At 66.1% G+C, this 24,633-nt stretch carries 29 protein-coding genes and 1 tRNA gene; 21 read left to right on the top strand and 9 right to left on the bottom strand.

Translation table 11 applies throughout. From position 1 onward, the window contains the following. Positions 1–23: 23 nt before the first annotated feature. Positions 24–1,670, bottom strand: a complete 1,647-nt coding sequence (locus DM480_RS02075) for an inorganic phosphate transporter (protein ID WP_115377333.1) — start codon at positions 1,668–1,670, stop codon at positions 24–26. 230 nt (positions 1,671–1,900) lie between these two features. Here DM480_RS02075 and DM480_RS02070 point away from each other — a divergent pair, with 230 nt between their 5' ends. Both DM480_RS02070 and DM480_RS02065 read left to right on the top strand, forming a co-directional pair. Further along, positions 1,901–3,058 (top strand): alpha-hydroxy-acid oxidizing protein, encoded by a 1,158-nt coding sequence (locus tag DM480_RS02070; RefSeq protein ID WP_232834083.1) that lies wholly within the window; start codon positions 1,901–1,903, stop codon positions 3,056–3,058. 304 nt (positions 3,059–3,362) lie between these two features. Beyond that, positions 3,363–4,442: a mechanosensitive ion channel family protein gene (locus DM480_RS02065; RefSeq protein WP_115377332.1), complete on the top strand. Its 1,080-nt coding sequence runs from the start codon at positions 3,363–3,365 to the stop codon at positions 4,440–4,442. Here DM480_RS02065 and DM480_RS02060 read toward each other — a convergent pair. Genes DM480_RS02060 through otsB form a run of 3 tightly spaced genes read right to left on the bottom strand, consistent with a single transcriptional unit; the run spans position 4,405 to position 8,353 of the window. Continuing rightward, a complete protein-coding gene (locus DM480_RS02060) occupies positions 4,405–5,802 on the bottom strand; it encodes an alpha,alpha-trehalose-phosphate synthase (UDP-forming) (protein ID WP_115377331.1) in 1,398 nt (465 codons plus the stop codon). The genes DM480_RS02065 and DM480_RS02060 overlap by 38 nt on opposite strands. Continuing rightward, positions 5,784–7,613: a glycoside hydrolase family 15 protein gene (locus tag DM480_RS02055; RefSeq protein ID WP_115377330.1), complete on the bottom strand. Its 1,830-nt coding sequence runs from the start codon at positions 7,611–7,613 to the stop codon at positions 5,784–5,786. The genes DM480_RS02060 and DM480_RS02055 overlap by 19 nt, the downstream gene beginning before the upstream one ends. Then, positions 7,610–8,353: a trehalose-phosphatase gene (gene otsB / locus DM480_RS02050; RefSeq protein WP_115377329.1), complete on the bottom strand. Its 744-nt coding sequence runs from the start codon at positions 8,351–8,353 to the stop codon at positions 7,610–7,612. The genes DM480_RS02055 and otsB overlap by 4 nt, the downstream gene beginning before the upstream one ends. A 145-nt stretch (positions 8,354–8,498) precedes the next feature. Here otsB and DM480_RS02045 point away from each other — a divergent pair, with 145 nt between their 5' ends. Further along, positions 8,499–10,808: a S9 family peptidase gene (locus DM480_RS02045; protein ID WP_232834082.1), complete on the top strand. Its 2,310-nt coding sequence runs from the start codon at positions 8,499–8,501 to the stop codon at positions 10,806–10,808. Between the two features lie 231 nt (positions 10,809–11,039). On the opposite strand, the gene nusG is transcribed toward DM480_RS02045, so the two are convergent. The 5 genes from nusG to DM480_RS02020 form a co-directional block, all read right to left on the bottom strand. Further along, entirely contained in the window at positions 11,040–11,576 is a 537-nt protein-coding gene (gene nusG / locus DM480_RS02040; protein WP_115377328.1) for a transcription termination/antitermination protein NusG, read from the bottom strand. A gap of 14 nt (positions 11,577–11,590) precedes the next feature. Further along, the gene (secE, locus tag DM480_RS02035) at positions 11,591–11,788 is read right to left on the bottom strand and encodes a preprotein translocase subunit SecE (RefSeq protein WP_115377327.1); all 198 of its coding nucleotides are present in this window, start codon (positions 11,786–11,788) and stop codon (positions 11,591–11,593) included. A gap of 218 nt (positions 11,789–12,006) precedes the next feature. Next, positions 12,007–12,150 carry an LPXTG cell wall anchor domain-containing protein gene (locus DM480_RS02030; RefSeq protein WP_115380676.1) on the bottom strand — a complete coding sequence of 48 codons (144 nt, stop codon included), beginning with the start codon at positions 12,148–12,150 and terminating at the stop codon, positions 12,007–12,009. A gap of 134 nt (positions 12,151–12,284) precedes the next feature. Next, positions 12,285–12,360 (bottom strand) — tRNA-Trp (locus tag DM480_RS02025). Positions 12,361–12,423: 63 nt separating this feature from the next. Next, on the bottom strand, positions 12,424–12,771 hold the full coding sequence (locus tag DM480_RS02020; protein ID WP_125471445.1) for a hypothetical protein: 348 nt from the start codon (positions 12,769–12,771) through the stop codon (positions 12,424–12,426). A 295-nt stretch (positions 12,772–13,066) separates the two neighbouring features. On the opposite strand from DM480_RS02020, the gene rpsL reads away from it, so the two are divergent. From rpsL to rplE, 18 genes are all read left to right on the top strand, one after another. Next, positions 13,067–13,438, top strand: coding sequence for a 30S ribosomal protein S12 (rpsL, locus tag DM480_RS02015; RefSeq protein ID WP_029936467.1), 372 nt, complete (start codon positions 13,067–13,069; stop codon positions 13,436–13,438). Positions 13,439–13,488: 50 nt separating this feature from the next. Continuing rightward, complete coding sequence (gene rpsG / locus DM480_RS02010) at positions 13,489–13,959, top strand: 30S ribosomal protein S7 (RefSeq protein ID WP_115377325.1); 471 nt, start codon at positions 13,489–13,491, stop codon at positions 13,957–13,959. An 85-nt stretch (positions 13,960–14,044) separates the two neighbouring features. Then, positions 14,045–16,138, top strand: coding sequence for an elongation factor G (gene fusA, locus DM480_RS02005; protein ID WP_115377324.1), 2,094 nt, complete (start codon positions 14,045–14,047; stop codon positions 16,136–16,138). Between the two features lie 200 nt (positions 16,139–16,338). Beyond that, entirely contained in the window at positions 16,339–17,532 is a 1,194-nt protein-coding gene (gene tuf, locus DM480_RS02000; RefSeq protein WP_115377323.1) for an elongation factor Tu, read from the top strand. Positions 17,533–17,812: 280 nt separating this feature from the next. Then, entirely contained in the window at positions 17,813–18,121 is a 309-nt protein-coding gene (gene rpsJ / locus DM480_RS01995; RefSeq protein ID WP_007406109.1) for a 30S ribosomal protein S10, read from the top strand. Between the two features lie 215 nt (positions 18,122–18,336). Next, positions 18,337–19,074, top strand: a complete 738-nt coding sequence (gene rplC, locus DM480_RS01990; protein ID WP_115380674.1) for a 50S ribosomal protein L3 — start codon at positions 18,337–18,339, stop codon at positions 19,072–19,074. Positions 19,075–19,077: 3 nt separating this feature from the next. Then, positions 19,078–19,719 (top strand): 50S ribosomal protein L4, encoded by a 642-nt coding sequence (gene rplD, locus DM480_RS01985; protein WP_115377322.1) that lies wholly within the window; start codon positions 19,078–19,080, stop codon positions 19,717–19,719. Beyond that, the gene (locus tag DM480_RS01980; protein WP_115377321.1) at positions 19,719–20,033 is read left to right on the top strand and encodes a 50S ribosomal protein L23; all 315 of its coding nucleotides are present in this window, start codon (positions 19,719–19,721) and stop codon (positions 20,031–20,033) included. Before rplD ends, DM480_RS01980 begins: the two co-directional genes overlap by 1 nt. 5 nt (positions 20,034–20,038) lie before the next feature. Continuing rightward, positions 20,039–20,875 carry a 50S ribosomal protein L2 gene (gene rplB, locus DM480_RS01975; protein ID WP_115377320.1) on the top strand — a complete coding sequence of 279 codons (837 nt, stop codon included), beginning with the start codon at positions 20,039–20,041 and terminating at the stop codon, positions 20,873–20,875. A 4-nt stretch (positions 20,876–20,879) separates the two neighbouring features. Further along, positions 20,880–21,155 carry a 30S ribosomal protein S19 gene (gene rpsS / locus DM480_RS01970; protein ID WP_115377319.1) on the top strand — a complete coding sequence of 92 codons (276 nt, stop codon included), beginning with the start codon at positions 20,880–20,882 and terminating at the stop codon, positions 21,153–21,155. Then, a complete protein-coding gene (rplV, locus tag DM480_RS01965) occupies positions 21,155–21,532 on the top strand; it encodes a 50S ribosomal protein L22 (RefSeq protein ID WP_115377318.1) in 378 nt (125 codons plus the stop codon). The genes rpsS and rplV overlap by 1 nt, the downstream gene beginning before the upstream one ends. Then, positions 21,532–22,239 carry a 30S ribosomal protein S3 gene (gene rpsC, locus DM480_RS01960; protein WP_115377317.1) on the top strand — a complete coding sequence of 236 codons (708 nt, stop codon included), beginning with the start codon at positions 21,532–21,534 and terminating at the stop codon, positions 22,237–22,239. The genes rplV and rpsC overlap by 1 nt, the downstream gene beginning before the upstream one ends. A gap of 12 nt (positions 22,240–22,251) precedes the next feature. Beyond that, on the top strand, positions 22,252–22,686 hold the full coding sequence (rplP, locus tag DM480_RS01955; RefSeq protein WP_115377316.1) for a 50S ribosomal protein L16: 435 nt from the start codon (positions 22,252–22,254) through the stop codon (positions 22,684–22,686). After that, a complete protein-coding gene (gene rpmC / locus DM480_RS01950) occupies positions 22,686–22,889 on the top strand; it encodes a 50S ribosomal protein L29 (RefSeq protein WP_115377315.1) in 204 nt (67 codons plus the stop codon). Before rplP ends, rpmC begins: the two co-directional genes overlap by 1 nt. A gap of 11 nt (positions 22,890–22,900) precedes the next feature. Then, complete coding sequence (gene rpsQ, locus DM480_RS01945; RefSeq protein ID WP_115377314.1) at positions 22,901–23,173, top strand: 30S ribosomal protein S17; 273 nt, start codon at positions 22,901–22,903, stop codon at positions 23,171–23,173. Between the two features lie 174 nt (positions 23,174–23,347). Then, positions 23,348–23,716, top strand: coding sequence for a 50S ribosomal protein L14 (rplN, locus tag DM480_RS01940; protein ID WP_017979484.1), 369 nt, complete (start codon positions 23,348–23,350; stop codon positions 23,714–23,716). After that, complete coding sequence (gene rplX / locus DM480_RS01935; protein WP_115377313.1) at positions 23,716–24,033, top strand: 50S ribosomal protein L24; 318 nt, start codon at positions 23,716–23,718, stop codon at positions 24,031–24,033. The genes rplN and rplX overlap by 1 nt, the downstream gene beginning before the upstream one ends. Next, the gene (gene rplE / locus DM480_RS01930) at positions 24,026–24,610 is read left to right on the top strand and encodes a 50S ribosomal protein L5 (protein WP_115377312.1); all 585 of its coding nucleotides are present in this window, start codon (positions 24,026–24,028) and stop codon (positions 24,608–24,610) included. The genes rplX and rplE overlap by 8 nt, the downstream gene beginning before the upstream one ends. Positions 24,611–24,633: the final 23 nt, after the last annotated feature.

Here is a 24,633-nt window from a genome sequence, read left to right as displayed (position 1 = left end):
CGGTTACGCGAATGTTGCGGTCCTCAGCCCGCGAAGACGCGGATGCCGGTGAGCAGCGCCCAATAGAGCAGCCCGGCGAGCAGCATCGCCGCGGGCAGCGTCAGGAACCACGCCGTCGCCATGTTGCGCACCGTGCGCCACTGCAGCCCGGCGCCATTGCCCACCGAGGCGCCCGCGACGCCGGAGGACAGGACGTGCGTCGTCGACACCGGCATGCCCAGCCGGTCGGCGAGCAGGATCGTGCTCGCCGCCATCAGCTCCGCCGACACGCCCATGCCATAGGTCAGGTGCGTCTTGCCGATCTTCTCGCCCACCGTGACGACGATCCGCTTCCATCCCACCATCGTGCCGAGGCCGAGCGCGATCGCCACCGTCACCTTGACCCACAGCGGGATGTAGCGAGTGCCCTGCTCCAGTCGTCCGCCATAGCGCTTGATCCCGTCGAGCTCGGCGGCGGAGAAGCGCGACTTCGCGCCTTCGTCGGCGACGATCTGCTTGCTCGCGTCGAGCACCAGATACATGTCGGCGCGCAGATTGGGCGCGGCGGCGGCGGGGACGCGGCTCAGCGCGCCGTAATCGCCGATCCGCGCGCCGACGTCGTTGGACAGCGCGGCGAGCGCGCCATACACCGCGGGCTGGTCGACCCGCCGCACCGACAGGGCTTGCGTGATCGTCGCGCGCGCCGCGTCGACGGAGGCGGGGCGGGCGTTGCCGTCATGCGCCGCGAACGTCGCCGCCGCCTGGCGCGCCTCCGCGACATAGGCGGGGGTGGCGCTGTCGGGGACGGTGCGGTTAAGCGCATAGGCGGTCGGCGCGCAGCCGATCAGGATGAGCATGATGAGGCCCATGCCCTTCTGCCCGTCGTTGCTGCCGTGCGCGAAGCTGACCGCGGTGCAGGTGAAGATCAGCAGGCCGCGGATCCCGCGCGAGGGCGGACGATCGGCGGGCGGCTCGCGATACAGCGTGGGGTCGCGGAAGAACCGCTTCATCACCAGCATCAGCAGCAGCGCGCCCGCGAAACCGACCAGCGGACTGACGAGCAGGGTGATGAAGATTTTCTGCGCCTGGTGCCAGTCGACGCCCGACGTGCCCGACAACCCGCGCGCGAGCAGCTGGTTGGCAAGGCCGACGCCCAGAATCGATCCGATCAGCGCATGGCTCGACGAATTGGGCAGCCCCGCCGCCCAGGTCGCCAGGTTCCAGATGATCGCGGCGAGCAACAGCGCAAAGATCATCGCAAAGCCGCCCAGCGATCCGACATGGAGGATCAGGTCGACGGGCAGTAGCGTGACGATCGAATAGGCGACCGCCCCCGATGAAGTGAGCACGCCCAGGAAGTTGAAGAACCCCGACCAGACGACCGCAACGGGTGCAGGCAGCGCATGCGTGTAGATGACGGTCGCGACCGCATTGGCGGTGTCGTGGAAGCCGTTGACGAATTCGAACCCCAGCGCGATCAGCAGCGCGAGGCCGAGGAACAGGAAGACCCCTGTCGCCATCTGCTCGCCCACCTCGGCGGTGTCGGTCAACACGCTGAACCCGGCATAGCCGAGCGCGCCGATCAGCACCGCCAGGAAGATCCACCGTCCGGCGGGATGCAGCCGCGCGTCGAGATGCGGGCCGCGCAGAGGCTGGCGGCCTTCTGCCGGGGTCGAAGCGATGGTTGCCATAGGATTGCCGGTGCACCCGCGATGTGACGAGTTCGTGACAGGTCCGTCGATACCGGATTATCGCGCGGGCGGCAACGGAGCTGCCCATCGACGCGGTCGCGCGCGTACCAGCGGGCTTGACCCGGCGTCGCGCTTCCTGTCGACTTCGATGGCATCGACCCGGCGCGATCCTGGATAAGCGCCCCGAGAGCGCCGCTGCCGGTGGGTCGGATGCCTGAGGGAGAGGGCGCGTGGCCTACGGCGATTACCAGAATCTCATCTACGGTGCGGGCCTGTCGGGCGTGATGCCGCGCTGGCCTGTCGATTTCGCGACGCTGGAGGCGCGCGCGGCAGCGGCGATGGAGCCGGGCGTGCTCGGTTATGTGCAGGGCGGCTGCGGCGACGAGACGACGCAGCGGCGCAATGCGACGGCGTTCGGCGACTGGGGCATGGTCCCGCGGATGATGGTCGATTGCACGACGCGCGACCTGTCGGTGTCGCTGTTCGGCCTCAGCCTTCCCACTCCTGTGTTCATGGCGCCGATCGGCGTCACCGGGCTGTGCACCCAGGACGGCCACGGCGATCTCGCCGCTGCGCGTGCGGCGGCCGCGACTGGCGTGCCGCTGTGTGCGTCGACGCTGTCCAACGATCCTCTGGAGGCGGTGGCGGGTGCGATGGGCGCGACGCCGGGCTTCTTCCAGCTCTACACGCCGCGCGACCCCGATCTCGCCGCCAGCCTCATCTCGCGCGCGGAGGCGGCGGGATATAAGGCGATCGTCGTCACGCTCGACACTTGGGTGACGGGGTGGCGCCCGCGCGATCTCAACGTCGCCAATTTTCCGCAACTGCGCGGCCACGTCCTGACCAATTATTTCAGCGACCCGGTTTTCCAGCGTCTGCTCGGCAAGTCCCCTTCGGGTGCGCCGGCGGATGCGGTCGGCCTGTGGGCGCGCCTGTTCGGCAAGGTGCTGACCTGGGACGACATGCGCTGGCTGCGGTCGCTGACCAAATTGCCGATCGTGCTGAAAGGCATCTGCCACCCCGACGATGCGCGCCGCGCGATCGATGCGGGGGCTGACGCCATCTATTGTTCCAACCACGGCGGGCGGCAGGCGAATGGCGGCATCGCCGCGATCGACCTGTTGCCCGGCGTCGTCGCCGCGGCGGGGGACGTGCCCGTGCTGTTCGATTCGGGCGTCCGCTCGGGCACCGATGTCGTCAAGGCGATCGCGCTCGGCGCGACGATGGTCGGGGTGGGCCGACCCTACAGCTACGGCCTCGCGCTCGGCGGCGCGGACGGCGCCGCGCACGTCCTCAAATGCCTGCTCGCGGAGGCCGACCTGCTGATGGCGGTCAACGGCTATCCGACGCTCGCCGCGGTGCGAGAGGCGGGGGCGCAGCGGGTATAGCGGGCAGGGCCAAAGACCCACCGCGCGCCTTCCACCCCGGGCGAGGGCCGGGGTCCAGTGGGGCCAACCTCGTGTGACTGCTCGATCCCGGCCGACGCGGGAACAGCGAACCGGCGTTCGTCTCGGATCGTTTTCCTACACGGCCCGATCCTGCTACAAGGAATGCGCACTTTCTCATTGGCGTAATTTACATAAAGGCCGGCATTGGGAAGATTGCGCGTTCAGGTGTCAATTTTGTCAAGACTCGCGGGGCAGGCGCCGGACTCCCGGGAGCCTTTCGCACGCTGAAGCGTGATAGCGCGCGATGCACATCCCCTATCTCGACCTCGACCTGCCGAGCTGGGCGGCGCGGATTGCCGGTGTCGCGGCGTTCCTGCTGCTCGTCGTGCTCGTCCATCGCGCCCTGTTTGCGATCCTCCACCGGATCACTGCGCGCACGAAGACGCGCGCGGACGACATCCTCGTGCTGCGCCTGCGCCGGCCCAGCTTCTGGCTTCTGATCGGGATCGCGCTCGCCGCTTCGACGCCCAGTCTCGATCTGCCGCGGGTGTGGGAGAATGTGTGGCAACGCCTGCTCGGCATCGCTGCGCCCGCGCTGTTCGGCTGGATGCTCCTCGCCGCGCTGACCGCCTATCGCGACATCAGCGAGGTACGCTTTGACATCAGCGGCCCCGATAACCTGCGCGCACGACGCCGGCGCACGCGCATCTCGATCCTCCACCGCATCGGCGTGTTCGTGCTGGTGCTGCTCACCGCGATGATGATGCTGATGAGCATTCCGTCGGTCCGTACGATCGGCGTGACGCTGGCCGCGTCCGCGGGCGTCGCCGGCCTCGCGATCGGCGCTGCGGCGCAGCCCGCGCTGAAGAACGTTATCGCCGGCATCCAGATGGCGTTCACCGAACCGATCCGCATCGACGACGTCGTCATCATCGACAACGAATGGGGGCGGATCGAGGATATCCGCCTGACCTATGTCGTGGTGCGCATCTGGGACGATCGCCGGCTGGTCGTGCCCGTGTCGAAGTTTCTGGAGAACAGCTTCCAGAACTGGACGCGCGAGACGAGCGCCTTGCTCGGCTCGGTATTCTGGTACGTCGATCCTGCCACCGACGTGCCGCGCCTGCGCGAGAAACTGGAGGAGGTGGTGCGCGCGAGCAGCCGTTGGGACGGGCGCTTCTTCAACCTGCAGGTCACCGATTCGAAGCCGGACGGCATCATGGAATTGCGCGGGCTGATGACGGCGAAGGACGCCTCGACCGCGTTCGACCTGCGCTGCGAGGTGCGCGAGGCGCTCTACGCCTTCATCCGCACCGACATGCCCGAAGCGCTGCCGCGAACGCGGCTCATGCCGGCTGCGGTTCCCGAACCAGCGCCTCGGTGAAGGTCTTGCGCCACCAGCCGATGTCCTCGCGGCGCAGCACGTCCATCATGCTTTGCCAGCGCGCGATCCGCTCGTCGCGGCCCATGCGCAGCGCCTGCATGATCGCGTCGGCCATCTCTTCGGCCGAATAGGGGTTGATCAGCAGGGCGTCCGTCAGCTGGCACGCCGCGCCCGCGAAGCGGGACAGGATGAGGACGCCGGGATCCTCCGGATCCTGCGCGGCGACATATTCCTTCGCGACGAGGTTCATCCCGTCGCGCAACGGCGTCACCAGCCCGATCTTGGCGGCGCGGTAGATGCCCGCCAGCACGTCGCGCGGATAGCCCTGGTTGACGTAGCGGATCGGCGTCCAGTCGACGTCCGAATAGGCGCCGTTGATCCGTCCCGCGATGCTTTCCAGGCTGGAGCGGATGCGCTGGTAGCTGCCGACGCTGGCGCGGCTGGGCGGCGCGATCTGGAGCAGGAACACTTCTTTCCGCTCTTCCGGATGCTCGGTCAGGAAGCGTTCGTAGCCGAGGAAACGCTCTTCCAATCCCTTCGAATAATCGAGCCGGTCGACGCCCACGATCATGTCGCGGCCTACCGCGCTGTCGCGCATCTGGCGAAAGGCGAGGCGGCCGCGCGTGCTCGTCGCGAGGCCGGCGAATTCGTCCGCGTCGATGCCGATCGGCACCGCCATCACCTGCACCTGCCGCTCGCCCAGCCGCAGCACGTCGCCGTCCATCGTCGCGCCCAGTTCATGGCAGGCATAATCGACGAACGAGCTCAGCCATTCGTGCGTGTGGAAACCGATGACGTCATAGGCGAACATCGTGCGCACCAGCGCTTCGGCCTCGGGCAGGATCGACAGCAGGCGGCGCGGCGGCCAGGGGATGTGGAGGAAAAAGCCGATGCGGTTTTGAAGGCCCAGCCGGCGCAGTTCCTCGCCCAGCGGGAACATGTGGTAATCCTGGATCCATACCGCGTCGCCATCCTCGATCAGCGGGCGGACGGTTTCCGCGAAACGGACGTTGACGCGCTTGTAGCCGCCGGCGAACTCGCGCTCATATTCCGCCAAGTCGACGCGATAGTGAAACAGCGGCCACAAGGTGCGGTTGGCGTAGCCGTTGTAATATTCCTCGACGTCCTGCGCTTCGAGGTCGACGGTCGCGGTGGTGACGCCCTCGCCGCGGGCGAAGGTGATCTGGCCGGTATATTCGGGCGTCTCCTCGCCGGACCAGCCGAACCAGATGCCGCCGTTTTCCTGGAGAGCGGAAGCGAGCGCGACGGCGAGCCCGCCCTGCGCGCCGGAATTGGACCCGTTGGGGGCGGACACACGATTGGAAATGATGACGAGACGGCTCAGCGGATCGAACTCCATGGTTTCGACAGCAGGACGGCGCAGTTGATCATGCCGACCAGCGAATAGGTCTGTGGATAATTTCCCCAGAGTTCGCCGCTACTTGGATCAATATCCTCGGACAACAAGCCCGCTGCGGTGCGCCGTGTCAGCATCTCGTCGAACAACGCGCGCGCATCCTCGGATCGGCCGGTGAAGTGCAATGCCTCGATCAGCCAGAACGTGCAGACGTTGAACGCCGTCTCCGGCAGGCCGAAGTCGTCCTCGGTGTCGTAGCGCAGCATGTGGCTGCCGCGGCGCAGGCCCTTTTCCACCGCCTCCAGCGTGCCGACGAAGCGCGGGTCGTCGGGCTGGAAGAACCTGAGGTCGAGCAGCTGGATCAGGCTGGCGTCCAGGTCGTCGCCGGCGAAGGTCGCCGACATGCGGTTGGTTTCGGGCCGCCACGCGCGCGTCTCGATCTCGCTGCGGATGCGGTCGGCGCGGTCCTGCCAGAAGTGGCAGCGGTCCTCGAGCCCCAGCGCCTTGGCCGCATTCGCCAGCCGGTCGCACGCCGCCCAGCACATCGCGCTGGAATAGGTGTGGACGCTCTGGCGCGTGCGCAGCTCCCACAGGCCCGCGTCGGGCTGGTCGTGATACGTCCACGCACGCTCGCCGACGCGTTCGAGGCTTTCGAAATCCTCGCGTCCCGATGGACGGAACAGGCGCTGGTCGAAAAAGGCGTGGACGCTGCACAGCACGATCTGGCCATAGGCATCGTGCTGGATCTGCTCATAGGCCTGGTTGCCGACGCGTACGGGCCCCATGCCGCGATAGCCCGCCAGCGCGGGCGCGAACCGTTCTTCCAGCGTCGCCTCGCCCAGCACCCCGTACAGCGGCTGGATATGCCCGCCGCGGGCATTGTCGACGATGTTGCGTAGGTAACCGAGATACCCTTCCAGCACGTCGAGCGCGCCGAGCCGGTTGAGCGCCTGCACCGTGTAATAGGCGTCGCGCACCCAGCAATACCGATAGTCCCAGTTGCGCTCCGACCCGGCATGTTCGGGGATCGAGGTGGTCAGCGCCGCGACGATCGCGCCCGTCTCCTCGTGCTGGCACAGCTTCAGCGTGATCGCGGCGCGGATGACGACGTCCTGCCATTCCAGCGGCACCGCGAGACCGCGTACCCATTCCTGCCATTCCGCGGTCGTCTGCGTCAGCATCGCCTCGACCGTTTCGGCAAGGTCGCCCGAAAAGCCTTCGTCCGGCCCCAGGAAGAAATGCAGCGGGCGTTCGATGCGGAACGGGCGCTCCTCCTCGACCATCCCGATCGGCGCGGTGGTGGTGAGTCGCAGCGCCATCGTGTCGAGCATGATGCGCAGGTGGTTCGAACCGCCCACCTGCTCGCGGCAGGTGCCGCCCCAGCCACAGGTGGTGCGCATGCGCACGCGAATGCGCGGACTGCCGGAGACTGGGCGGACGATCCGCGCGAAGGCGACGGGGCGATAGGTGCGGCCGAGACGCTGGAAGCGCGGGCAGAAGTCGATCACCTCCACCGCATTGCCCTGCGCATCGCTGTGCAGGCTGACGAGGATCGGCGTGTTGCGGATGTAATATTGGTCGATCCGCACCGAATCCTCGAGATCGATCGCCCAATATCCGTCGTCCGGCGCCGCGCCGCCGACCAAGGCGGAAAAGAGCGGATCGCCATCGACGCGCGGCACGCATGCCCACACGAAGCGCCCGGCGCGATCGACCAGGGCGCTGACCTGGCAATTGCCGATCGGCCACAAGTCGACGGAGGTGGCGTTGCCAGTCGGATTCGGCGTCGGCGCGGCCGCGGGCGTGTCGCTCATGCCCCGGCCTTCCGCGCCGCCGCTTCCAGCCAGTCGAGCGCCGCGGACACGCCGTCCAGGCGATAGGCGGCGGCGCTGGCACGCGCGGCCCCGATCAGGATACCCGCGCCGCCCAGCCTGGCGGCGGCGACCATCGCTGGTTCGTCGGTATCATCGTCGCCCAGAAAGACCGGGCGGTATCCCGCCATCGGCCCCGTCTCCATCAGCTTGCAAAGCGCGCTGCCCTTATCCGCGCCGGGTACGCGTACCTCGACCATCATCTTGCCGGTCTGCAGGTGCAGCCCCGCCTGGTCCGCCAGCGTGCGCGCCAGCGCATCGCTGCCCGCGGCGGCGGCAGGGTCCTTGCGGTAGTGGAGTGCCGCACCGAGCGGCTTCTGTTCAACGAGCACGCCGGGGCGGGTAGAGGCGAAGGAAGTCATTTCGGCGACAATACGGTCGAGTGCGGCAGGTCGTTCCGCAACCGTTTCGCGCCCGTCGGGCCACACCACCTCCAGCCCATGGCTGCCCGATATCGCAAAGGACGGATCGCCGAACAGCGCGCGGATGCCCGACACCGACCGCCCGCTGATGATCGCGACCCGGCCGTCGAGCGCGTGCGACAGCGTGTCGATCAGCGCGGCGAGCCGGGCGTCGACGCGCACCGCATCCGGCCGGTCCTGCAACTCGACGAGCGTCCCATCGAAATCGAGAAACAACGCCGCGTCGCGCAGCAGATCGGGCGGGGGAGGGGGCAGCATCATCGGCGTGCGGGGTGAGCGATAAGGGCGGCGCGGGTCAAGCCGCTTCGATGGGTACGCTTCGGGCGTATACGATCGCGATCCCGCCCGCTAACACGGCGGCGGAATCGAAACGGCAAAGCCGATAGAATGAGGGGGGAATTTTTCGATGCGTCCGTTGCCCATGATCGCCGCGCTGGCCGCGGTGTCGATGCCGGCGATCGCCTGGTCGCAGACCACGCCCGTGCCCGAAGCGCCGGCGCAGAAGGGCGCGGCGCCCGCCGCGTCGGCGACGCAGGCCTATCAGCCGCTGACGATCGAGCGCATCTTCGGCAAGACCGCGATCCGTGGCGACAGCTTCGATGGCGGCGAATGGACCGAGGACGGGCGCGGCTATATCGCGATCGAACCATCGAAGAGCGTTGCCGAGGGTAGCGACATCGTCTGCTACGAAATCGCGGGCGGCGCGCGCACCGTGCTCGTCCCCGCGGCGCTGATGGTGCCGAAAGGCGGCAAGGCGATCGGCGTCGAGGGCTATGCCTTCTCGCCCGATCGCCGCAAGGTGCTGATCTTCACCAACGGCCAGCCGTTCCGCCGCACCCGCGCGCTCGGCGATTACTGGTTGCTCGACCTCGACACCAAGGCGCTGCGCAAGGTCGGCGACGCGGCCGCGGCGCCGTCGACGACGATGTATGCGGAATTCTCGCCCGATGGCACGCGCATCGCCTATGTCCGCGCCAACAACCTCTACGTCGAACCCGTCGTCGGCGGCGCGGCGCAGCAGTTGACCCGCGACGGCAGCGACCTGATCGTCAACGGCCTGGGCGACTGGGTCTATGAAGAGGAGTTCGGTCTGCGCAAGGCATGGAGCTGGAGCCCCGATTCGCGGCGGATCGCCTTCTGGCGCTTCGACACGTCGGGGGTCGGCACCTTCTACATGATCAAGAACACCGACGGCCAGTATTCGAAGGTCATTCCGCTGCAATACCCCAAGGCCGGCACCACCAATTCGGCGGTGCAGGTCGGCACGGTCGACGTCGGCACCGGCGCGACGCGCTGGTTCACGCTGCAGGGCGACCCGCGTCAGAATTACGTGCCGCAGATGGGCTGGGCGGGCAAGTCGGGCCGCGTGCTGATCCAATATGCCAACCGCCTGCAAAATACCTATCAGGTGCTGCTCGGCGATCCGGCCGACGGCAGCGTCGCGCCACTGTTCGTCGAGCGCGACAAAGCGTGGGTCGAGGCGAACGACCAGGTCCAGTGGCTGAAGGGCGATCGCGGCTTCACCTGGATGAGCGAGCGCGACGGCTGGCGGCACCTCTACCTCGCCTCGCGCGACGGCAAGCGGATGGAATTGCGCACGCCGGGCAATTATGACGTCGTCGACCTGCTGCAAGTCGACGAGGCGGGGGGCTATGCCTATTTCATCGCCTCGCCCGACAATCCGACGCAGCGTTACCTGTATCGTGCGACGCTGACCGGCAAGCCGCGCGTCGAGCGCGTCACGCCGCAGGGGCAGGCCGGCACGCACAGCTACGACCTCGCGCCGGGCGCGCACTGGGCACGGCACACCTTCTCCAGCTTCGACCGCGCGCCGGTGACCGAGATCATGGACATGACCACGGGCAAGCCGCTGCGCGTGCTCGCGCGCAACCAGGCGTTGCAGGACGTGGTGAGCAAGGGGCCGCTGCCGCCGACGGAATTCTTCCGCGTCGACATCGGCGGGGGCACGCAGCTCGACGCTTGGCTGATCAAGCCGGCGAACTTCGACCCCGCCAAACGCTATCCGATCCTGTTCCAGGTCTATGGCGAGCCCGCCGGCCAGACGGTGGCGGATCGCTGGGGCGGGCGCGGCGCGCTCTGGCACCGGATGCTCGCCGAGCACGGCTATCTCGTCGCGAGCATCGATCCGCGTGGCGTCGCTTCCCCGCGCGGGCGCGAATGGCGCAAGACCATCTATCGCCGCATCGGCATCGTCGGGCCGGAGGATATCGCCGCGGGCGTGCGCAAGATGCTCGCGACGCGCAGCTATATCGATCCGGCGCGCGTCGGCATCTGGGGCTGGAGCGGCGGCGGGTCGAGCACCTTGCACTCGGTGTTCCGCTTCCCGGATCTCTACAGCACGGGCATTGCGGTGGCGGGCGTCGCCGACCAGAAGCTGTACGACACCATCTACCAGGAACGCTACATGGGCCTGCCCGCGGACAATGCGGAAGGGTTTCGCAAGGGGTCGCCGATCACCTATGCCGCGGGGCTGAAGGGCAATCTGCTGATGGTCCACGGCACTGGAGACGACAACGTCCATTACCAGAACATGGAGCAGATGGCCGACGCGCTGATCGCGGCGGGCAAGCCGTTCACGATGATGGCCTATCCCGACCGCACGCACGGCATCTACGAAAAGCCGGGGACGAGCGTGCACCTGTACAATCTGATGACGCGCTATCTGGAGACGAACCTGCCGCCGGGCGGCCGGTGAGCGGGTAACGCCCCTCCTCTTTAGGAGTGGCAGGTCGGTCATGCCCCCGGCATGACCTAAACGATGTGGGGCATCGTTTACCTGCCACTGGGTTGGGGTGGGGAACGCCCTACCCAATGGCTACCCGGACTCCTCCACCCCCAACCCCTCCCCTAAAGGGGAGGGGCTTAGAACAGCAAAAAGGCCGGTCGGGTCGCCCCGCCGGCCTTTTCGTGAACCGTTCCGGTCCGCTTACTTCGAGCGTTCGACCTGTTCGAAGTCGAGTTCCACGGGGGTCGCGCGGCCGAAGATCGATACGCTGACCTTGACCTTCGACTTGTCGAAATCGAGCTCCTCGACGACACCGTTGAAGCTGGCGAACGGGCCTTCGAGCACCTTGACCGCATCGCCGATCTCGTAATCGACCTTGACCTTCGTCTTCGGCGCGGCGGCGGCTTCTTCCTTGGAATTGAGCATGCGCGCGGCCTCGGCCTCGCTGATCGCCTGCGGCTTGCCCATCGAACCCAGGAAGCCCGTCACCTTCGGCGTGTTCTTGACGAGGTGATAGACGTCGTCGTTCATGTTGAGCTTGGCGAGGACGTAACCGGGCATGAACTTGCGCTCGACCGCGATCTTCTTGCCGCGGCGCGCTTCCGTCACCGTCTCGGTCGGCACCTCGATCTGTTCGACCAATTGCTCGAGGCCGAGGCGGGTCGCCTCTGCCATGATGGCGTCGCGAACCTTGCCTTCGAAGCCGGAATAGGCGTGAATGATGTACCAGCGTGCCATGGCGGCGGCCCCTTTTACTTCGCGAGCTTCAGCAACGCCTGGACGACGGCGTTGAAGAACGAATCCACGCCCAGGAAGAACAGCGCGAGGATGGTCGTCATGATGACCACCATGACGCCCGTCATGATCGTCTCGCGCCGGGTCGGCCAGACGACCTTCTTGGTTTCGGCCTGCACCTGTCGGATGAATTCGATGGGAGTCGTCTTCGCCACTGTTTCTCGAAGCCCGCTGGAATCAGAAAATACCGATCTGAAGGGCATGGCTTTTCCGCCGCTTCCCCGTGAAGGGAACCGGCGAGCGCCCGTCCTCGCTGTCGGATGGGATGCGGAGATAGCGGGGCGGGCGCGGTAAGGCAAGAGCGGTGCCGCAGGAGGACCGATCCACGGTGATCGACATGGGCACGCGAATGGCGATCGGCCGCGCGGGACGATCAGTGGCCGTACGTCTTGATGCCGCGGCGACGCAGCTTCTCGCGGCGGCGGCGTCGTTTGTAGGCGATCAGCGCGGGAGCGCCGATCAGCAACAGCGCGCCGACGATCGCATAGACAATGGTGTGCCGTGTCACTTCATCCATGCAGCGCCGATAAACCGCCATTTTGCCGGCGTCACCCTCGTTTCACCGCAAAAGTGACAAGGAATTCACGAAAATGGTCAAATCCGGATGTTTGCGCGCAATGGGCAGATCGCCCCGCGATCGTCGCGAAAGCATGGCAGGAGTGGAGGGACTCGAACCCACGGCCCTCGGTTTTGGAGACCGATGCTCTACCAACTGAGCTACACTCCTGCAGCGGCGCCGGCCTCTAGCGGGTCGGGCGGACGAGGGCAAGCGCCCGTTGTCGCAATTGCGTCACGCGCTGCCGGTGCGGTCGCGCTGCATCTGATAATGACGCGCGATCGCCGCGGCGAGCGGGGAAGGAGCCTGTCGGCCGCGCGGCAGGATGCGGTTGTCGTTCGCCGCGCGCGGCAGGCCGGGCGCGCGCTGGCCGTTGCCGATCGGTTCCTCGGCACCGGCCCAGGCGGCGATCCACCACGACGCATAGCCGATCGCGCAGGTGAGCGGCAGCGGGGCGAGCGCGGCAAGAAATCCTGGCGACACGCCCTCGGCCGCCAGCAGACCGATTGCCGCCCAGACGATTCGCGGCGCGGCGCGGGCGGGGGGCGAAACGGCATAGGCGTGGATCGTCGGCGGCATCATGATGACCCGCCATGCATCGTACGCGGTTGCGGCGGGGTTAAGGCGGCGGGGGTAAAGCGGTGGGCCTGCCGTGCGGCGCAGGCCGCGGGCCGCATTGTTGACCGCGGGCCCCTTCACGCGTATAGCCCCGCCGCGTTCGTTGCCCCTCAACCGGTGGCGGACAGCTTGAACATTGCTGGATGCAAAGTCGTGGGTCGGAGCGGCGCGGTGATTCGCGCGGCCTTCGCCCCTTTTTGTATTCCCTAGTGCTGTGATGGCTCCAGCAAAGTAACCCTTTGATAGAGGTGAAGGCTTCATGCCGACGATCAACCAGCTGGTCCGCAAGGGCCGCGAACCGCAGAAGGCCAAGTCCAAGGTTCCTGCGATGGAGCAGAACCCGCAGAAGCGCGGCGTCTGCACCCGTGTCTATACGACGACTCCGAAGAAGCCGAACTCGGCGCTGCGCAAGGTGGCCAAGGTCCGCCTGACCAACCAGCGCGAAGTCATCAGCTACATCCCGGGCGAAGGCCACAACCTGCAGGAGCACTCGGTCGTGCTCATCCGCGGCGGCCGTGTGCGCGACCTTCCCGGCGTGCGCTACCACGTGCTGCGCGGCGTGCTCGACACGCAGGGCGTCAAGGATCGCCGCCAGTCCCGCTCCAAGTACGGCGCCAAGCGTCCGAAGTAAGCCGACGAACGCGTTTCGTCATCACGGCTGAAGTTTAGAAGGAATTTGAAATGGCACGTCGTCGTCGCCCCGAGAAGCGCATCATCCTGCCGGATCCCAAGTACGGTGATGAAGTCCTCTCGAAGTTCATGAATTCGGTGATGCTGGACGGCAAGAAGTCCGTCGCCGAATCGATCGTTTACGGTGCTCTGGAAACCGTCGAGACCCGCGCCAAGCGTGAGCCGATCGGCGTGTTCCACGACGCGCTGAACAACATCAAGCCGGGCATCGAGGTCCGCAGCCGCCGCGTCGGCGGTGCGACCTACCAGGTCCCCGTCGAAGTCCGTCCGGAGCGTGCGCAGGCGCTCGCGATCCGGTGGCTGATATCGGCCGCGCGGGCGCGCAGCGAGAACACCATGTCGGCGCGCCTGTCGGGCGAACTGCTCGACGCCTCGAACAACCGCGGCAACGCGGTGAAGAAGCGCGAGGACACGCACCGCATGGCCGAAGCGAACCGCGCCTTCAGCCACTACCGCTGGTAAGGCTTGGAAGCGCCAAACCTTTGACCTATATCGTGGGGAGCCGGCGGCACGCTGCGCTCCCCACATCTCTAAGGAAACCACGATCATGGCCCGCAGCCATCCGCTCGAGCGTTATCGCAATATCGGCATCATGGCGCACATCGACGCCGGCAAGACGACGACGACCGAGCGCATCCTCTATTACACCGGCAAGTCCTACAAGATCGGCGAAGTGCACGAAGGCACCGCGACGATGGACTGGATGGAGCAGGAGCAGGAGCGCGGGATCACGATCACGTCGGCTGCCACCACCTGCAAGTGGAAGGCCGAAGAGGGCAACGGCCCCGAGCATCTGATCAACATCATCGACACGCCGGGCCACGTCGACTTCACGATCGAGGTCGAGCGCAGCTTGCGCGTCCTCGACGGTGCGGTCGCGTGCTTCGACGGCGTTGCCGGCGTCGAGCCGCAGTCGGAAACCGTGTGGCGCCAGGCCGACAAGTACGGCGTGCCACGCATGTGCTTCGTCAACAAGCTCGACCGCACCGGCGCCGATTTCTACTTCTGCGTCAACTCGATCATCGAGCGTCTCGGCGCGAAGCCGGCGGTCCTGTATCTGCCGATCGGCATCGAAGGCGGCTTCAAGGGCCTGGTCGACCTGGTCGAGAACCGCGCGATCATCTGGCTCGAGGAATCGCTCGGCGCGAAGTTCGAATATCAGCCGATCCCCGACGACATGGTCGAGAAGGCGGCGAAGTATCGCAACGAGCTGATCGAACTCGCCGTCGAGCAGGACGACGAGGCGATGGAGGCGTATCTCGAGGGCAACGAGCCCGACGCGAAGACGCTGAAGGCGCTGATCCGCAAGGGCACGCTCAACATGGCGTTCGTGCCGGTCGTCTGCGGTTCGGCGTTCAAGAACAAGGGCGTGCAGCCGCTGCTCGACGCGGTCGTCGACTTCCTGCCGAGCCCGCTCGACGTGCCGGCGATCAAGGGCGTCAAGATCGACGGCGAGACGCCGGACGAGCGTCCCTCGTCCGACGATGCGCCGTTTTCGGCGCTCGCGTTCAAGATCATGAACGACCCGTTCGTCGGCTCGCTGACCTTCGCGCGCATCTATTCGGGCGTGCTGACCAAGGGCAGCTACCTGAACTCCGTCAAGGAGAAGAAGGAGAAGATCGGCCGTATGCTCCTCATGCATGCGAACTCGCGTGAGGACATCGAAGAGGCGCGCGCCGGCGACATCGTCGCGCTTGCGGGCCTCAAGGAAACGACGACGGGCGACACGCTGTGCGATCCGGCGCATCCGATCATTCTCGAGCGCATGGAATTCCCGGAGCCGGTGATCGAGCTGTCGGTGGAGCCCAAGACCAAGGCCGACCAGGAAAAGATGGGCATCGCGCTCAATCGCCTCGCCGCCGAGGATCCCTCGTTCCGCGTGTCGACCGATCACGAATCGGGCCAGACGATCATCAAGGGGATGGGCGAACTCCACCTCGAGATCCTCGTCGACCGCATGAAGCGCGAGTTCAAGGTCGAGGCGAACGTCGGTGCGCCGCAGGTCGCGTATCGCGAATACCTCAAGAAGCCCGTCGACATCGACTACACGCACAAGAAGCAGTCGGGCGGCACCGGCCAGTTCGGCCGCGTGAAGGTGAAGCTGACGCCGGGCGAGCGCGGCCAGGGTATTGTCTTCAAGGACGAGATCAAGGGCGGCAACATCCCGCGCGAATATATCCCCGCGATCGAAAAGGGCTTCCGCGAGACGGCGGCGACGGGTTCGCTGGTCGGCTTCCCGATCATTGACTTCGACATCACGCTGTATGACGGCGCGTACCACGACGTCGACTCGTCGGCGCTGGCGTTCGAGATCACCGCGCGCGGCGCGATGCGCGAAGGCGCGCAGAAGGCGGGCATCACGCTGCTCGAGCCGGTGATGAAGGTCGAGGTCGTGACGCCCGAGGATTACCTCGGCGACGTCATCGGCGACATGAACAGCCGCCGTGGCCAGATCCAGGGCACCGACACGCGCGGCAACGCGCAGGCGGTGACCGCGATGGTCCCGCTGGCGAACATGTTCGGCTACGTGAACTCGCTGCGCTCGTTCACGCAGGGCCGCGCCAGCTACTCGATGCAGTTCTCGCACTATGACGAAGTGCCGCAGAACGTCGCGGACGAGGTGAAGGCGAAGATGGCCTGAGGCGCGCGGGGGGCGGGGCAACCTGTCCCTGAGACGCCGAAAGGCCGGCCGGCGGGTTGACCCGGTCGACCCGTCCGACGGCGGATTTACTCCGTCGTCGGCGCCCCCTCACAAGGGCTGGCATTACCGATAAACTCCCGCTAAAGGGCCGCGTTCGCGTAGCCCCGGGCGGCACCGAATTCGAATCAGAAGGTAGGAAAATGGCTAAGGCAAAATTCGAGCGGAACAAGCCGCACCTGAACATCGGCACCATCGGTCACGTCGACCATGGCAAGACCTCGCTGACGGCGGCGATCACCAAGGTTCTGGCCGACCAGGGCCTGTCCGAGAAGGTCGACTTCGAGAACATCGACAAGGCGCCGGAAGAGCGCGCGCGCGGCATCACCATCTCGACGGCGCACGTCGAGTATGAGACCGCCAACCGCCACTATGCGCACGTCGACTGCCCGGGTCACGCCGACTACGTCAAGAACATGATCACCGGTGCGGCGCAGATGGACGGCGCGATCCTGGTCGTGTCCTCGACCGACGGCCCGATGCCGCAGACCCGCGAGCACATCCTGCTCGCGCGCCAGGTCGGCGTGCCGGCGATGGTCGTGTTCATGAACAAGGTCGACCTCGTCGACGACGAGGAAATCCTCGAGCTGGTCGAGCTGGAAATCCGCGAGCTGCTGAGCTCGTACGAATTCCCGGGCGACGACATCCCCGTCATCAAGGGTTCGGCCACCTGTGCGCTCTCGGGTTCGAACGAGAAGCTGGGCAAGGACGCCGTCCTCGAGCTGATGCAGGCCGTCGACGACTACATCCCGCAGCCCGAGCGTCCGCTCGACAAGCCGTTCATGATGCCGATCGAAGACGTGTTCTCGATCTCGGGTCGCGGCACCGTCGTGACCGGCCGCGTCGAGACCGGCATCGTCAAGGTTGGTGAGGAAGTCGAGATCGTCGGCATCCACCCGACCGTCCGCAAGACCACCGTCACCGGCGTCGAAATGTTCCGCAAGCTGCTCGACCAGGGCCAGGCCGGCGACAACGTCGGTGCGCTGATCCGCGGCGTCGCGCGCGACGAAGTCGAGCGTGGCCAGGTGCTCTGCAAGCCGGGTTCGATCAAGCCGCACACCGACTTCAAGTCGGAAGTGTACGTGCTGTCGAAGGAAGAAGGCGGCCGTCACACGCCGTTCTTCGCCAACTATCGTCCGCAGTTCTACTTCCGCACGACGGACGTGACCGGCACTGTCGAGCTGCCCGAGGGCACCGAGATGGTCATGCCCGGCGACAACATCGCGCTCGGCATCAAGCTGATCGCGCCGATCGCCATGGACGTCGGCCAGCGCTTCACCATCCGTGAGGGCGGTCGTACCGTCGGCGCGGGCGTCGTGAGCGCGATCGAAAAGTAAGTCGCTTGCCGGCGCGCATGCCGCGCCGGTGAGAAACAGGTTTTTCGCCCGGCTCCCTAAAAAAAGGGGAGTCGGGCGATTGCCTTTTTATGAGGGCGCCTGTAGTGGGCGCGCCTTCAGTTTTTGAGTTTCGGCTCTTTCTCGCCGTCCCGGTGCCGCACTTTGCGGTGCATCGGGATCTCATCCCGCCGGCCTGCGGCCTGCGGCACGAGGCTCCGTCGCCATCATGGCGACCGGGGTGACGGCCGGGGTCGTGCTCGTATTGGCATCGGTAGGGATCATGGACAGCAACATCCGCATTCGCCTCAAGGCGTTCGACCATCGCGTTCTCGACCAGGCGACCGGCGACATCGCCGACACCGCACGCCGCACCGGCGCGCTCATCCGCGGCCCGATTCCGCTGCCGACGCGCATCGAGAAGTTCACCGTCAACCGCGGCCCGCACATCGACAAGAAGTCGCGCGAGCAGTTCGAGGTGCGCACCTACAAGCGCATGCTCGACATCGTGCAGCCGACCCCGCAGACGGTCGACGCGCTGATGAAGCTCGACCTCGCCGCCGGCGTTGACGTCGAGATCAAGTTGGCCTAATGGCCTGCCCACGCGCTGCGGTCGACTCCGGTCCCGCGGCGCGATGGCATTTGAGATACCGCTGATCGCTCGACGATCAGGGCAGCGTCTCCCGTCATGTTCTTGAGCATAATGCTGAGAGGACAACCGGCCCGGGACGGGGGCACGCTTCGCATTTTCCGGGTCGACACGCACGTTCGAATGGTTCGGGCGTGCCTCTGTGAGGAGTGTGGATCATGCGCACCGGCGTGATCGCGAAGAAGATGGGGATGACCCGCCTGTTCCAGGACGACGGTCGGCACGTGCCGGTCACCGTCCTGCAGCTCGAAGGCTTGCAGGTCGTCGCCCGCCGCGAGATGAATACCGACGGTTATACGGCCGTCCAGCTTGGCGCAGGCGTCGCCAAGGCCAAGAATGTCGCCAAGCCGCAGCGCGGCCACTTCGGCAAGGCCGAGGTGGAGCCCAAGGCGGTCGTCGCAGAGTTCCGCGTGACCGAGGACAACCTCCTCGACGTCGGCGCCGAGCTGTCGGCCGATCACTTCGTCGCTGGCCAGTTCGTCGACATCCAGGGTCGTACCCAGGGTAAGGGTTTCGCCGGCGCGATGAAGCGCTGGAACTTCGGCGGTCTGCGCGCGACGCACGGCGTCTCGGTCAGCCACCGTTCGCACGGTTCGACCGGTAACCGCCAGGACCCGGGTCGCGTCTTCAAGAACAAGAAGATGGCCGGCCACATGGGCGACAAGAACCGCACGCAGCAGAACCTCGAGATCGTCGGCACCGACGTCGAGCGTGGTCTGATCTTCGTCAAGGGTTCGGTCCCCGGTTCGAAGGGTGGCTGGCTGTTCGTCAAGGATGCCGTCAAGGTCGCCCGTCACGCCGATGCGCCGATGCCCGCCGGGCTGAAGAGCGCCGCCAACAACAATGTCGCTTCTGCCGAGCCCGCTCCGGAAGCCACCGCTGGCCAGGAGGGCTAACAAGTGAAGGTCGCAGTCAAGTCCTTCGCCGGTTCCGCCGCGGCGGATGTCGAGCTCAACGACGAGGTCTTCGGCCTCGATCCGCGCGCCGACGTCCTGCACCGCGTCGTCACCTGGCAGCTGGAGAAGCGTCGCGCCACCGCGCGTGGCACCCGCGAGCGCGCCGACGTCGCACGTTCGGGCAAGAAGCTTGGTCGCCAGAAGGGCGGCGGTGTCGCCCGTCACGGCGATCGCCGCGCGCCCGTCTTCATCGGCGGTGGTAAGGCTCACGGTGCCCGCGTTCGCGACTTCAATCCGTCGCTGAACAAGAAGATCCGCGCGCTGGGTCTGAAGATGGCGCTGTCGAGCCACGCCAAGGCGGGTTCGCTGATCGTCATGGACAGCCTGGTCGTCGACGGCAACAAGACGAAGACGCTGAAGGGCGATCTGGCGAAGCTCGGCTTCGGCAAGACCGCGCTGGTCATCGACGGTGACGCGGTGGAAACGAGCTTCGCGCTCGCCGCCGGCAACCTCCGCGAGGTCAACATCCTCCCGGCGATGGGCGCCAACGTCTATGACATCCTGAAGGCTGACACGCTGGTGCTCACCCGCGCGGCGGTCGAGAAGCTGGAGGCGCGCTTCGCCCTCCCGGGAGGCGCCAACTAATGGCTAAGCAGCAGAAGGCAGCGATCGACAACCGTCACTATGACGTGATCGTCGCGCCGCACATCACCGAGAAGGCGACCCTGCTCTCCGAGCAGAACGCCGTCGTGTTCAAGGTCGCGAACGATGCGACCAAGCCGCAGATCAAGGCTGCCGTCGAGGCTCTGTTCGACGTCACCGTGACGGGCGTCAACACGATCGTCCAGAAGGGCAAGACCAAGCGTTGGAAGGGTGCCCCCTACCAGCGGTCGGACATGAAGAAGGCGATCGTCACCCTCAAGGATGGCCAGTCCATCGACGTGACGACGGGGATCTAAGGGTCATGGCACTCAAGCATTATAACCCGACGAGCCCGGCCCGCCGCGGCCTCATCCTCGTCGACAAGTCGGCGCTCTACAAGGGCAAGCCGGTCAAGGCGCTTACCGAAGGCAAGCGCAAGTCCGGTGGCCGCAACAACAAGGGTCACGTGACCAGCCGCGGCATCGCGGGCGGCCACAAGCAGAAGTACCGCTACGTCGACTTCAAGCGTCGCAAGTGGGACGTCGAGGCGACCGTCGAGCGGCTCGAATATGACCCGAACCGCACCGCGTTCATCGCGCTGGTCAAATATGCCGACGAAGAGCTGGCGTACATCCTGGCGCCGCAGCGTCTGGCGCCCGGCGACAAGATCGTCGCGGGCAAGAAGACCGACGTGAAGCCGGGCAACGCCATGGAACTGGGCCAGATGCCGGTCGGCACCATCGTCCACAACGTGGAGATGAAGCCGGGCAAGGGTGGTCAGATCGCGCGTTCGGCCGGCACCTATGTGCAGGTCGTGGGTCGCGACCGCGGCATGGTCATCGTCCGCCTGAACTCGGGCGAGCAGCGCTACATCCATGGCGACTGCATGGCGACGGTCGGTGCGGTGTCCAACCCGGACAACCAGAACCAGAACCTCGGCAAGGCCGGTCGCAGCCGCTGGATGGGCAAGCGCCCGCTGACCCGCGGTGTCGCGAAGAACCCGGTCGACCACCCGCACGGCGGTGGTGAAGGCCGGACCTCGGGCGGCCGTCATCCGGTTACCCCGTGGGGCAAGCCGACCAAGGGTGCGCGCACCCGTCACAACAAGGCGACGGACAAGATGATCATCCGCAGCCGCCACGCGAAGAAGAAGGGCTGATAGGATGGCTCGTTCTGTTTGGAAGGGCCCGTTCGTCGAACTGAGCCTGCTGAAGAAGGCGGAGACGGCACAGGATGCCGGTGGCCGCGCCCCGATCAAGACCTGGTCGCGTCGCTCCACCATCCTGCCGCAGTTCGTCGGCCTGACGTTCAACGTGTACAACGGCCGCAAGTTCGTGCCCGTCACCGTCAATGAAGAGATGGTCGGCATGAAGCTCGGCGAGTTCGCGCCGACCCGGTATTTCCCGGGCCACGCGGCTGACAAGAAGGGCAAGCGCTGATGAGCAAGCCTCAGTCCCCCCGCAAGGTCGACGACAAGTCGGCCCTGTCCGTCGGCACCCAGATCCGCGGGTCGGCGCAGAAGCTGAACCTGGTCGCGGGTCTGATCCGTGGCAAGAAGGCCGGCGACGCGCTCAACATCCTCGCCTTCTCGAAGAAGGCGATGGCGGTCGACGCCCGCAAGGTGCTGGCCAGCGCGATCGCCAATGCCGAGAACAACCACAACCTCGACGTCGACGCGCTCGTCGTCGCCGAGGCGTCGGTCGGCAAGTCGATCACGATGAAGCGGTTCGCCACGCGTGGCCGCGGCAAGTCGACGCGCATCCTGAAGCCGTTCAGCCGTCTGCGCATCGTCGTGCGCGAGCAGGAAGAAGCATAATGGGTCAGAAGAGCAACCCCATCGGTCTGCGCCTGCAGATCAACCGCACCTGGGACAGCCGCTGGTTCGCGGAAGGCCATGATTATGGCCGTCTGCTGCTGGAGGATCTCAAGATCCGCCAGTACATCATGAAGACCCTGCCGCAGGCGGCGATCTCCAAGGTCGTCATCGAGCGTCCGGCCAAGCTGTGCCGCATCTCGATCTTCGCCGCGCGTCCGGGTGTCATCATCGGCAAGAAGGGCTCGGACATCGAGAAGCTGCGCAAGACGCTGGGCGGCATGACCTCGTCCGACGTCTCGCTCAACATCGTCGAGATCCGCAAGCCGGAAGTCGATGCACGTCTCGTCGCGCAGTCGATCGCCGACCAGCTGGAGCGCCGTATCGCGTTCCGCCGTGCGATGAAGCGTGCGGTGCAGTCCGCGCTGCGTCTGGGTGCCGAGGGCATCCGCGTCGCCTGCGGCGGTCGTCTGGGCGGTGCGGAAATCGCGCGCTCGGAAAGCTACCGCGAGGGCCGCGTGCCGCTGCACACGCTGCGCGCGAACATCGATTATGCCGAGGCCGAAGCGCACACGTCGTATGGCGTCTGCGGCGTCAAGGTCTGGGTGTTCAAGGGCGAGATCCTGGGTCACGACCCGATGGCGACCGACCGGCTGATGATGGAGGCTCAGACCTCCGGCGTCCGCCCGGCGCGCGACGACCGCCGCTAAGGATAGATAACCATGCTGCAACCGAAGCGCACCAAATTCCGCAAGGCCTTCAAGGGCCGCATCCACGGCGATGCCAAGGGCGGCACGTCGCTCAACTTCGGCTCGTACGGGCTGAAGGCGATGGAGCCGGAGCGGATCACCGCCCGCCAGATCGAGGCGGCCCGCCGCGCGATCACGCGTCACATGAAGCGCCAGGGGCGTTTGTGGATCCGCGTGTTCCCGGACGTGCCGGTTTCGTCGAAGCCTGCCGAAGTCCGCATGGGCTCGGGCAAGGGCTCGCCGGAATTCTGGGCCGCCCGGGTCAAGCCCGGCCGGATCCTGTTCGAGCTGGACGGTGTCGACGGCAAGCTCGCCGCCGAAGCGTTCGAGCGCGCCGCGATGAAGCTCCCCATCAAGACCAAGGTCGTTGCCCGCCTGGGCGACACCTCGCACCTCGGAGGCGAGTAATGGCCAAGACCGATTTCAACGGCCAGAGCGACGACCAGCTCGTCGAGAGCCTGGGCAACCTGAAGCGCGAGCAGTTCAACCTGCGCTTCCAGGCGGCGACGAATCAGCTCGAGAAGCCGAGCCGCGTCAAGGAAGTCCGTCGCGACATCGCGCGGATCAAGACCCTGCAGGCGCAGCGCACCAGCGCTGCGGCTGCCAAGTAAGGATACGTTTCATGCCGAAGCGCGTGCTGACCGGACTGATCGTGTCCGACAAGGGCGACAAGACGGTGGTCGTGAACGTGGAGCGCAAGGTCAAGCACCCGCTCTACGGCAAGATCATCCGCCGCTCGAAGAAGTACCACGCCCATGACGAGGCGAACGAATACAAGGCCGGTGAGACCGTGCGCATCGAAGAGACTGCGCCGATCTCCAAGCTGAAGACCTGGAAGGTCGTCGATCGGGTGAACACCCACGCGACGCCCGAGCGGGTAGACGTCGACGCATAATCGCGATGCCGGTTTCGGCCGGCATGCGATGACGCTGGGCAGGGGGCTTGCCCTCTGCGACCGGGGCGGCTATGGGGCCGCTCCCCCTGGCGCGGGTTCGCCCGCTGCCGGGGGTCGTTTTTTTAGGCCGGGCTGGGTCGGTATCCAGTCCATGAAGAGAAGGAAGCAGGATCGATGATCCAGATGCAGTCCAATCTCGACGTCGCTGACAACAGCGGCGCGAAGCGGGTGCAGTGCATCAAGGTGCTGGGCGGCTCGAAGCGTCGCACGGCATCGGTCGGCGACATCATCGTCGTCAGCATCAAGGAAGCGCAGCCCCGCGGCAAGGTGAAGAAGGGTGACGTGCATCGCGCCGTCATCGTCCGCACCGCCAAGGACATCCACCGTGCCGATGGTTCGACCATCCGCTTCGACGGCAACGCCGCCGTCCTGGTCAACAAGAACGAGGAGCCGATCGGCACCCGTATCTTCGGCCCGGTCGTGCGCGAGCTTCGTGGCAAGAAGCACATGAAGATCATCTCTCTTGCGCCCGAGGTGCTGTAATGGCCGCCGCGAAGATCAAGAAGGGTGACCAAGTCATCGTCCTGTCCGGCAAGGACAAGGGCAAGACCGGCACGGTCACGCAGGCGATGCCGAAGGATGGCAAGGTCGTGGTCGGCGGCGTCAACGTCGCGACCCGGCACCGCAAGCCGACCCAGGCGAACCCGCAGGGCGGTCTCGAGAAGATCGAGGCGCCGCTGCACATCTCGAAGGTCGCGCACGTGACCGCCGACGGCAAGCCGACCCGCGTCCGTTTCGAGACGCAGGATGGCAAGAAGGTCCGCGTGGCCGTCAAGACCGGGGAGAAGATCGATGGCTGATGCCTACAAGCCCCGCATGAAGGCGATCTACGAGGATCGCATCATCAAGGCGATGACCGAGAAGTTCGGTTACCAGAACGTGAACGAGATCCCCCGGATCGAGAAGATCGTGCTCAACATGGGCGTCGGCGAGGCGACCCAGGACAAGAAGCGCGTCGATCAGGCGGCGTCCGAGATGGAGCTGATCGCCGGTCAGAAGCCGGTCATCACCAAGGCGAAGAAGTCGATCGCGCAGTTCAAGCTGCGCGAGGGCATGCCGATCGGCGTGAAGGTCACCCTTCGCCGCGAGCGCATGTACGAGTTCCTCGATCGCTTCATCACGATCGCGCTGCCGCGCGTTCGCGACTTTCGTGGTCTGAACCCCAAGTCTTTCGACGGTCGCGGCAACTATGCCTGCGGCATCAAGGAACAGATCATTTTCCCCGAGATCAGCTATGACCGCGTCGACAAGGTGCGCGGCATGGACGTGATCGTCACCACCTCGGCGAAGACCGACGACGAAGCGCGCGAGCTGCTGCGTCTGTTCGGCTTCCCGTTCCCGCAGCCCGAAGTCGCCGAAGAGAAGAAGGCGGCGTAATCGGGACAGGGGAGGGGCCGCAA

Origin of the sequence: Sphingomonas sp. FARSPH, from assembly GCF_003355005.1 — a bacterium.
GTDB lineage: Bacteria > Pseudomonadota > Alphaproteobacteria > Sphingomonadales > Sphingomonadaceae > Sphingomonas.
The sequence above is the reverse complement of the archived record's forward strand: the minus strand, read 5'-3'. Positions and strand labels throughout refer to the sequence as shown.